An 8035-nucleotide genomic window follows, 5' to 3' on the forward strand; every position below is an offset into this window, starting at 1 on the left:
ACCCCGTGAGCTGGTCTCGCTTGTCTGCGCCGCGGGCGCCCCCCCCCCCCGGGGGGGGGGGCGGGGGGCGGCCCCCCCCCCCCCCCCCCACGGCGTTTCCGCGGGTCAGTTGCCGCGGCCGTCGCGGGGAGCGGGCACACGCGGCAGGACGTCCCAGAGCGGCTGCCCGCCGGCGGCCCAGCGGGCCAGGGTGGGGCGGTCGACCAGGAGGATCCCCTGCTCGGCGCCCCAGTGGCGGGAATCCCGGGAGAAGCGGCCGTTGGTGACGACGACGGCGACGTGCGCGCCGTGCACGCGCTGGTAGGTGCCGGCGAGGGCGTACAGCACGCCGACGCCGACGGGTTTGCCGCCGACGGGATCCTGCTTGTGCTTGCACTGCACGGCCCAGCGCCGGCCCATCGGATCCTCGGCCAGCACGTCCACGCTCTGGTCACCGGCCCGCCCGACCTTGCTCGCGCGGCAGCCGTCGCGCTGCAGCAGATCGCGCACCGCGTACTCGAACGCGTCCGGCTTCATGTGGTCGATCCCGCCCGGCCCGCTCAGCGCCAGCCGCAACTGTGCCGCGTGCAGCTGCTGTTGCCGGGCCGCGAGCGCACGCCTGCGCACGACGGCCGCCCCGGCCGCGCCCGCCACGACGGCGGCGACCACGAGCACCCACCAGTTCGCCGCCAGCCACCGCACCACGGTCACCACCAGCCCGAACGCGAAGAGCCCGGCCACCCCGTAGACGATCCAGGTGCCATCACCACGCCGCACGGGCCTGCGCCGGCGCCGCCGCACGGGCGGCCTGCGGCTAGCCAAGCTGCGCTCCGGGGTTGTTCGTCCTCGTCAAACCGGTGTCCTCTCCTGGGGGATGGCCTCGTCGGCCGGGAGTCTCAATGGGTCGCGTCGACGGCGACGCCGACGAGCTGGAGGATCGCCCGCCCCCAGGCCGTGGCCGCGATCAGGACCCCGAACACGACGGCGGTGAAGACGGTGACCGCCTCGTCCACCCGGCTGCGCGCCTCCGTCCGGCGCCGGAGCCGGACGACGATGAGGATCGCGAGGAATACCGTCGCACTGATCGTGTACCGCAATGCCCGCCCCCGGCTGCATGTTGACCCTGTGTGAGCCGCCGGTCACCCGGAGCCCGATGTCGTCCGGGCGAGCATGCCAGAGCGGCCGCCCGCCCGCAGCCGCTTCGGGTAAAAACGGGCGGGGGCGAACGGCCGCTCGGGAGGCCTGCGCTCAGGAGGCCTGCGCTCGGGAGGCCTGAGCCCAGCAGGTCTGCGGTCAGGCGGACTTGGCCGTGGCGCGGACGCCGAAGTGGACGTAGCGGGTGCCGTCGGCGAGGGCGTAGAAGACGACGGGGATCCACGCGTCCTTGTCGTTGCGGCGGCCCGCGAAGACCGTCTTGGCGGGAGAGTCGGACACGGGCGTGAGGTGCCAGACGAGGGGGTCGAAGGTGCCGGCGAGGCCTCCCCGGCCTTCGTAGCGCAGGTCCAGCACGCCCTCGCCGTCACCGTCGCTCTCGCGGGCGGTGATGGTCATCAGGAAGCCCTCGCGCAAGTAGTGGCCCGTGAACGGCTCGGTGTCGACGGTCGGAGGGTTGTCGGCCGGGCCGAACGCGGGCATGGCGACCCCGGCGAACTCCGCGCTCAGCTCGCGGCACAGGGCCTCGTGGACCTTCGGCGCGGCGCCCCCGCCGTTGGTGAGCAGGGCGATGGCGAGGCCCTTCTCCGGGATGGCCCGCAGGTAGGCGAGTTGGCCGAAGGTGCTGCCGTCGTGGCCGAAGCCGCGGGCGCCGTCCCACTCGAACAGGCCCCAGCCGAGGCCCCAGTGGGCGCCGAGGAACCACTGGTCGGGCATCTCGACCTCACGCGTGAGCATCGCCTCCACGGCCGCGGCGGAGAGCACCCGGGTGCCGTCCGGCGCGGTGCCGCCGTCGACGAACATCCGGGCGAAGCGGACCACGTCGGCCGCGGTGGCGCTGATGCCGCCGTACGGTCCGGCGGAGCGCGGCAGCATGTTCCACAGCGGGGTGGGCACCGGGTCCTCGCCGGGCTCGCCCATGTGCCCCATCGCGGCGCGGAAGCGCAGCACCTCCTCGGGCAGCGTCATGGTGTGTTCGAGCCCGAGCGGCTCGCAGATGAGCTGCTTGAGCGCCTCGTCCCAGGTCAGGCCGGTGATCACCTCGACGATCCGGCCGAGGACGTTGTAGCCGGTGCTGGAGTACGACATGGTGGCGCCGGGCGGGTTGGTGAGCCCGACGTCGCGCGTGCCGTCGACGTAGCGGGCCAGGCAGTCGTCGCCGCGGCCCGTGTCGTCGACGTGGTCGCCCTCGATCCCGCTGGTGTGGTTGAGGAGCTGGCGCGGCGTGACGGTGCGGGCCGCTTCGGCGTCGGCGAGGGCGAAGTCCGGCAGGATCTCCGCGACCGGTCGGTCCAGGTCGAGCTTGCCGGCGTCGGCGAGGCTCAGGACGAGGGCGGCGGTGTAGCCCTTGCTGACCGAACCGATCTGGAACACCGAGTCCGTGCTGGTCTCCACCCCCGTGCCGGTGTGCAGGATCCCGCCGGCCACCTCGTGGATCTCACCGCCGGTGAGGACGGCCAGCACGGCGCCCGGAATGCGGTGGACGACGAGCAGCTCGTCGAGCCGGCGCTGCCAGCGGTCGGTGTCGAACGCCCCGCCCGTCCCGGTCCTGCCCAGCGCCCGGTCGACGACCCGCGCGGCCTCCTGGTGCGTGCGGTCCACGAGCTTGGTGACCTCGCGGTCGACGTTCTCCGAGAACTCCTTGTACATGTCCTTCGACACGTTTCCCCTCCCAGATGACGGGTGGTGCGTGGTCGCCCCACCCATTCGAACACCGTTGGAAACGGTCGCGGCGCGGGCCCGGTTCCCGTCCGCCGGGAAATTTCCAACACCGTTCGAAACGGGCTCGGCGCCTATCGGCCGCTGACGGCTACGCGAGCGCCGCGAAGCCCGTGCACAGGAGCCGGATGCTCCGGGTGTACTTCTCGTCCTGGCTGATACGCGGGATCAGCGGGCCCATGACCAGGGGGAACCGCTCGCACAGGTCGGCGTAGAGCTCGGCGGTGACGGGCGGGGGCGTCGCCGGCTGGTTCTGTTCCTGGAGGACGAAGCCGGTGGCGTGACTGAGGAGGGTGTCGGCGGCGGTGGCGCAGTGGTCGGCGGGGAGGCCGGCGTCGAGGAGGGTGCGCAGCAGGCGTTCCATCAGGGAGAGGGCGCCGGGGCTGAGCATGCCGGGGCTCTCGGCGAGCAGTTGGGCGCCGCCGGGGTGCTGTTTGATGCTCCGGCGCAGCGTGGCGGCCTGGGCCTCGACGCGGTGCTGCCAGGTGGCGTCGGCGGGGAGGGCGGCCAGGGCTTCGGTGCCGGCGTCGTAGGCCGCTCGGCAGACCCGGTCGGCCATCAGGGCGAGCAGTTCGTCCTTGCCGCGGACGTGGTAGTAGAGGCTGCCGGCGTGGGCGTCGAGGCGGTCGGCGACCTGGCGCATGGACAGGTTCTGGTAGCCGACCTCGGCGAACACGGCCATGCCGGCGTCGACGATGCGCTCCTTGGTGAGCTTCATGCGCTCCACGGTACCGTGTTTTCCAACACTGTTCGAAAACTGTGCTAACTTTGCGCCATCACGTTTTCGAACGGCGTTGGAAAACGCCGAACCGGGGGGAGGGCGGGCATGGGGGCGATCCTGTTCAACGTGACCACGGCCGCGCTGATGGTCATGATGGTCAACTGCGGGCTCGGCGTGGTCGGCCGGGACACCCTGCGGGGGCGGCCGCTGCCGTGGGCGGCGATCGTCCTGACCGCGCTCGCCGTCGGCGGCGTCGTGCTCCAGCTGGTCTGGTCGGGCGCCATGGACGCGCTCGACGCGGACCCCGCCAAGTCGGGCTGGTGGCGCGAGTTCACCTCGGTGTTCATGCAGAACGGCGGCCTGTTCGGCGGCCTGTGGAACCTCGTCACCCTCGCCGCCGTCGCCGCGCTCGCCCACTGGTACTGGGGCGGCACGCTCACCCTCGGCTTCTTCCTCGCCGGCATCCTGCTGCCCGGCCGGATCGACGACCTGCTCGGCTTCGGCGACGGCCCCAGCACCGACCCCCGCAACTTCGCCGGCAGCTCCGGCGCCACCTACTTCCTCGGCGCCACCCTGGCCCTCGCCTTCCTCACCCGCACCCGCGTGCCGAAGGAGATCGCCCTGGCGGCCGGCGTCCCGGCGCTGGGCACGGCGATGTGGCTCGCCCAGGAGAACGGCCACGGACTGGTGTCCGTCTACGGGTTCGCCCTCGGCGCGCTGGCGTGGGCCGTCCGGAGCCGGCTGGTCCGCCCGGCGGCCGAGCGGACGGCCTGACCCCGGACGAGCGGTACGAAGCGGCAGCGGGTGCACGGCGCCCGCTGCCGTCTTGCGGCGTTCAGTGGCACAGGGTGCGCAGGGCGGTGACGCACTCCGCGGCCCGGCGCTGCGGGTCGGCGTCGGTGCCGGCCCAGGCGATCCGGGCGTCCGGACGGATGAGGACGGCGCTCACGTCCCGCCAGATCGGGTGCGCCGCCTCGGTGTCGACGGTGGCGGCCCGCTGCTCCAGGCCGTCAGCGGGACATGGTGTCCGCGTCCCGTCGAGGTCCAGCAGGAGCGGTCGGCCGTGGTGCATCAGCGGGTGGGCGGTGGGTGCGTCGGCCGCCGCCAGGGCGAGGCCGGCCAGCCGGGTGCCGGTCAGCGGGTGCGCGCCGGGCACGGTGCCGGCGGGGATCGGGTCGTCGAAGCCGGCGATCCGGCGGGCCCACTGGTGGTTGGTCCGGGGTTCGGCGAGCGCGGCGGACCAGACCTCGCGCAGCGCGATCTGTTCCGGGCTCGCCGCCGCGAACAGGGCGAGCTGCGCGCGGGTGTTGTCGATGACGGCGCGGGCGGCCGGCCGGCGCTCCGTGTCGTAGCTGTCGAGCAGTCCGTCGGGTGCCCGGCCCTGGAGGGTGGCGGCCAGCTTCCAGCCCAGGTTGGTGGCGTCCTGGATGCCGAGGTTCATGCCCTGCCCACCGGCCGGGAAGAACATGTGCGCCGCGTCCCCGGCCACCAGCACCCGTCCGGCCCGGTACCGCGCGGCCTGGCGGGTGGCGTTGCCGTAGCGAGAGAGCCACCGCGGGTTGCGGATGCCGAGATCCCGCCCCAGCAGGGCGCGGGTCTGCTCGCGCACCTCCTCCAGGGTCAGCGGTTCGCCGGCGCCGAGGTGCATGGTGGCGGTGGACAGTCCTGCCAGTCGGTGGACGCCGTCGCCGATCGGGGCCGCCAGGAACGAACCGGCCGGCCCGGTGGCGCCGAGCGGCGCGGCGGGCGGGTCGTCGAGTTCGACGTCGGCGAGCCACCCGGTCATGGTGGTGTCCTGACCGGGGAATTCGATGCCGGCCGCCCGGCGCACCGCGCTGCGGGTGCCGTCGCAGCCCACCACCCAGCGGGCCCGCACGGTCCGGTGGGTGCCGTCGGCCCGGATCACCGCCTCGACGGCGTCCGGCCCCTGGGTGAGCGAGACGACCTCCTGTCCGCGCAGCACCCGGGCGCCCACGGCGACCGCGTGCTCCTCCAGGAGCCGCTCGGTGACGGACTGACCGAGCGCCAGGATGAAGGGGTGCACCGCCCCGACCGTGGAGAAGTCCAGCCGGGTGGTCGCCGCGCCGAAGTGGCCGGTCGGCACCGGTGTGCCGCGTTCGATGAACCGCTGCGCGAGGCCGCGGGTGGCGAAGGTGTCCAGCGTGCCGGCCTGCATGCCGACCGCGCGCGACCGTCCGTCCGGTGCCGCCCGGCGTTCCACGACGACCACCTCCACCCCGTGCAGGCGCAACTCCGCGGCGAGCCAGAGCCCGACCGGGCCGGCCCCGGCGATGAGCACGTCGAGCATGACAAGTACTTCCTCTCACAATCGGCATGATGCTTCGGGACGGTGCGCCATGACGGCCGCGCGCCGATCCGCGGCCGATCCGCGGCGGTGAGGACGGCGGCGGGGACGGCGGCGGCGTCGTGGCGTCGGGCGGGCGCTGCGGTTCAGCGGGCGCTGCCGAGGTTCCGGTCGGCGTCGGCGCCTTCGAGCATGAGGGTGGTCTCCTCGATGCGGCGGAAGCGGCCGTCGGGGGCGAACTCGGCGAAGAGGTAGACCTCGATGCGGACGGTGGAATCGTCGGTCTTGGTGATGGTCATGGTGTGGCGGTCGGCGTAGCGGTCGCCGGAGATGAGCTCGTCGTGGACGTCGACCGAGCCGCCGACCACGACCGTGCGCAGGTGGGCGATGTGGGCGAGGAACTCGGTGCGGTCCGCCCACTCTCCGTCGGTGCGCTGGCGGTAGTCGGGGGCGAAGTGCCGGTCGGCGGCCTCGTCGAGGTCGAGTCCCGGGGTGAGGAGCAGGTCGGTGAGGGCGGAGCGTGCGTCGGTGCGGGTGCTGGCGGTGGTCATGACGGTCCCCTCGGGGTGCGCGATTCGCTGGAAAAGTGCGTGCGCTGAGCACGCATATGCACCGTACTACAGACTGCGTGCGCTGCGCACGTAAATCTGGGCGGGTGGAGAAGCCTGACGGAACGCGATGCGATGTGACGGAGCGCGACGACGTGATGTCGTCGGTGCCGGTGCCTCTACCGGTCTGTCGGCGCGTCGAGATAGCGGGCAACCGGACCGAGCGTGAGCAGTCCGCTGCCCGCCCCGGCGAGTTCCCCGGCGGAGGGTCGGAGGCGTGAGCGTGCGCGGGAGAGGGCCGGCTGGTCGTCCAACTCCTGCGCGAGGAAGGCTTCCAGGCAGCACAGTGCCTCGTAGAGGAGGTCGGCCGGCGGCTCGGGGAGGGCGCGGAGGGCGGCGCGGGCACGGCCCCGGTGGCCGGTGGCGAGGTGGGCGAAGGGCTCGGCCCACGGGCGGTACGGGCCCCAGTCCTCGGCGAGGTCGACAGGCGGGACGGCGCCGCCTTCGGCGAGACGCAGGCAGAGGAGGGCGAGGGGGAGGAGGCCCTGTTGGAGGCCGGGCATGCCCGCGCCGTCGAGGCGTTCGGCGGCGGCGCGGTAGGCGGATTCGGCCTCCCGGGTGCGGCCGTGAGCGGCGAGCCGCAGGGCGGCGTACCACTCGGTGAACACGCCGACGAGCGGGAGCTCATGGCGCTCGGCGAGCCGGTCGGCTGCGGCGGCATGGGCGTCGGCGGCGGTGAAGTCGGCCGACGCGCAGGCGGACTGGAGGCGGACGAGGTGGCCGAGCACCTCGAAGGTCACCAGCCCGTGGCGGGCGGCCAGGCCCACCAGCTCGGCGCCGATCGCGTCGCGCTCGGGTGCCTGCCCGGCCCGGCGGCAGGACTGCATGAAGCGGCCGTTGAGCGCGAACGCGAGGAGCGTCGGATCGCCGAGGCGCCGGGCGAGGTCCTCGGCCTCGCGGGCCGCCTCCGGCCCGCGCTCCTCGCGCGTGCCGCGCATCTCCAGGGCGATCGTGGCGAGCAGGCGGCAGCGCGCCGCCTCGGCGCCGGCGGGCAGGGCGGCCAGGGCGCGTTCGGCCGCGGCGACGACCCGGGCGGCCAGCCGCGGTTCGTCACTGCGGGTCCAGACGGCCGGCACGTCGTAGGCGCCGATCACGCGGGCCGTCAGCTCCGGATCGCCGAACTCCTCGGCCGCCGCGATCGCCTCCACGCGGTGCCGTGCCGCCGTCCGCAGCCCCTCCCCGCCGGTGACGGCCAGGTTGCGCATCAGCCCGACGGTGCCCTCCAGCCGCGCCCGCGCGGTGGCGGCGAGCGTACGGTCGTACGCCTCGGCGGCGCGCGCCCAGACCTGGGCGGCGGCTTCGACGGGGGTGGCGGTGCCGGGCGTGCTGGTCGTGCCGGCTCTGTCGCGCTCCCCACCCCCGTCCAGCTCCAGCTCCGGCGCCTGCGCCAGGATGTCCGCCTCCAGCCGCCGCAGTCCCGCCCCCGGGTCCAGCCCGAGGCGCCCGGCCAGCACCGACCGCGCCTCCCGCAGCACCTCCAGTGCCTCCCCCTGGCTGCCCGCCCGGTACTGGGCGAGGGGGGGGGGGGGGCCCCCGCGCCCCCGCCGCCCC

Annotated in this window: 8 protein-coding genes; 1 reads left to right on the forward strand and 7 read right to left on the reverse strand. The window is 74.3% G+C overall.

Annotated features, from left to right (window positions below; genetic code table 11):
- Positions 1-105 precede the first annotated feature (105 nt).
- From ACFV4G_RS40980 to ACFV4G_RS40995, 4 genes are all read right to left on the reverse strand, one after another.
- Positions 106-801: a restriction endonuclease gene (locus ACFV4G_RS40980; RefSeq protein WP_380448289.1), complete on the reverse strand. Its 696-nt coding sequence runs from the start codon at positions 799-801 to the stop codon at positions 106-108.
- 74 nt (positions 802-875) lie between these two features.
- Positions 876-1076, reverse strand: a complete 201-nt coding sequence (locus tag ACFV4G_RS40985; protein ID WP_380448290.1) for a hypothetical protein — start codon at positions 1074-1076, stop codon at positions 876-878.
- Positions 1077-1272: 196 nt separating this feature from the next.
- Positions 1273-2793, reverse strand: coding sequence for a serine hydrolase domain-containing protein (locus ACFV4G_RS40990; protein WP_380448292.1), 1521 nt, complete (start codon positions 2791-2793; stop codon positions 1273-1275).
- 148 nt (positions 2794-2941) lie between these two features.
- Positions 2942-3568, reverse strand: a complete 627-nt coding sequence (locus tag ACFV4G_RS40995; protein WP_380448294.1) for a TetR/AcrR family transcriptional regulator — start codon at positions 3566-3568, stop codon at positions 2942-2944.
- A 108-nt stretch (positions 3569-3676) separates the two neighbouring features.
- Here ACFV4G_RS40995 and ACFV4G_RS41000 point away from each other — a divergent pair, with 108 nt between their 5' ends.
- Positions 3677-4345, forward strand: coding sequence for a hypothetical protein (locus tag ACFV4G_RS41000; protein ID WP_380448296.1), 669 nt, complete (start codon positions 3677-3679; stop codon positions 4343-4345).
- 61 nt (positions 4346-4406) lie between these two features.
- On the opposite strand, the gene ACFV4G_RS41005 is transcribed toward ACFV4G_RS41000, so the two are convergent.
- The 3 genes from ACFV4G_RS41005 to ACFV4G_RS41015 form a co-directional block, all read right to left on the reverse strand.
- Positions 4407-5879, reverse strand: a complete 1473-nt coding sequence (locus ACFV4G_RS41005; protein ID WP_380448298.1) for an FAD-dependent monooxygenase — start codon at positions 5877-5879, stop codon at positions 4407-4409.
- A gap of 143 nt (positions 5880-6022) precedes the next feature.
- On the reverse strand, positions 6023-6427 hold the full coding sequence (locus tag ACFV4G_RS41010; RefSeq protein WP_380448300.1) for a nuclear transport factor 2 family protein: 405 nt from the start codon (positions 6425-6427) through the stop codon (positions 6023-6025).
- A gap of 176 nt (positions 6428-6603) precedes the next feature.
- Positions 6604-8035, reverse strand: a 1432-nt coding sequence (locus tag ACFV4G_RS41015; protein ID WP_380448301.1) for a BTAD domain-containing putative transcriptional regulator, incomplete at its 5' end; no start/stop codon positions are given.

It is taken from the genome of Kitasatospora sp. NPDC059747, from assembly GCF_042732955.1.
In the GTDB taxonomy this organism is placed as follows: Bacteria; Actinomycetota; Actinomycetes; order Streptomycetales; family Streptomycetaceae; genus Kitasatospora.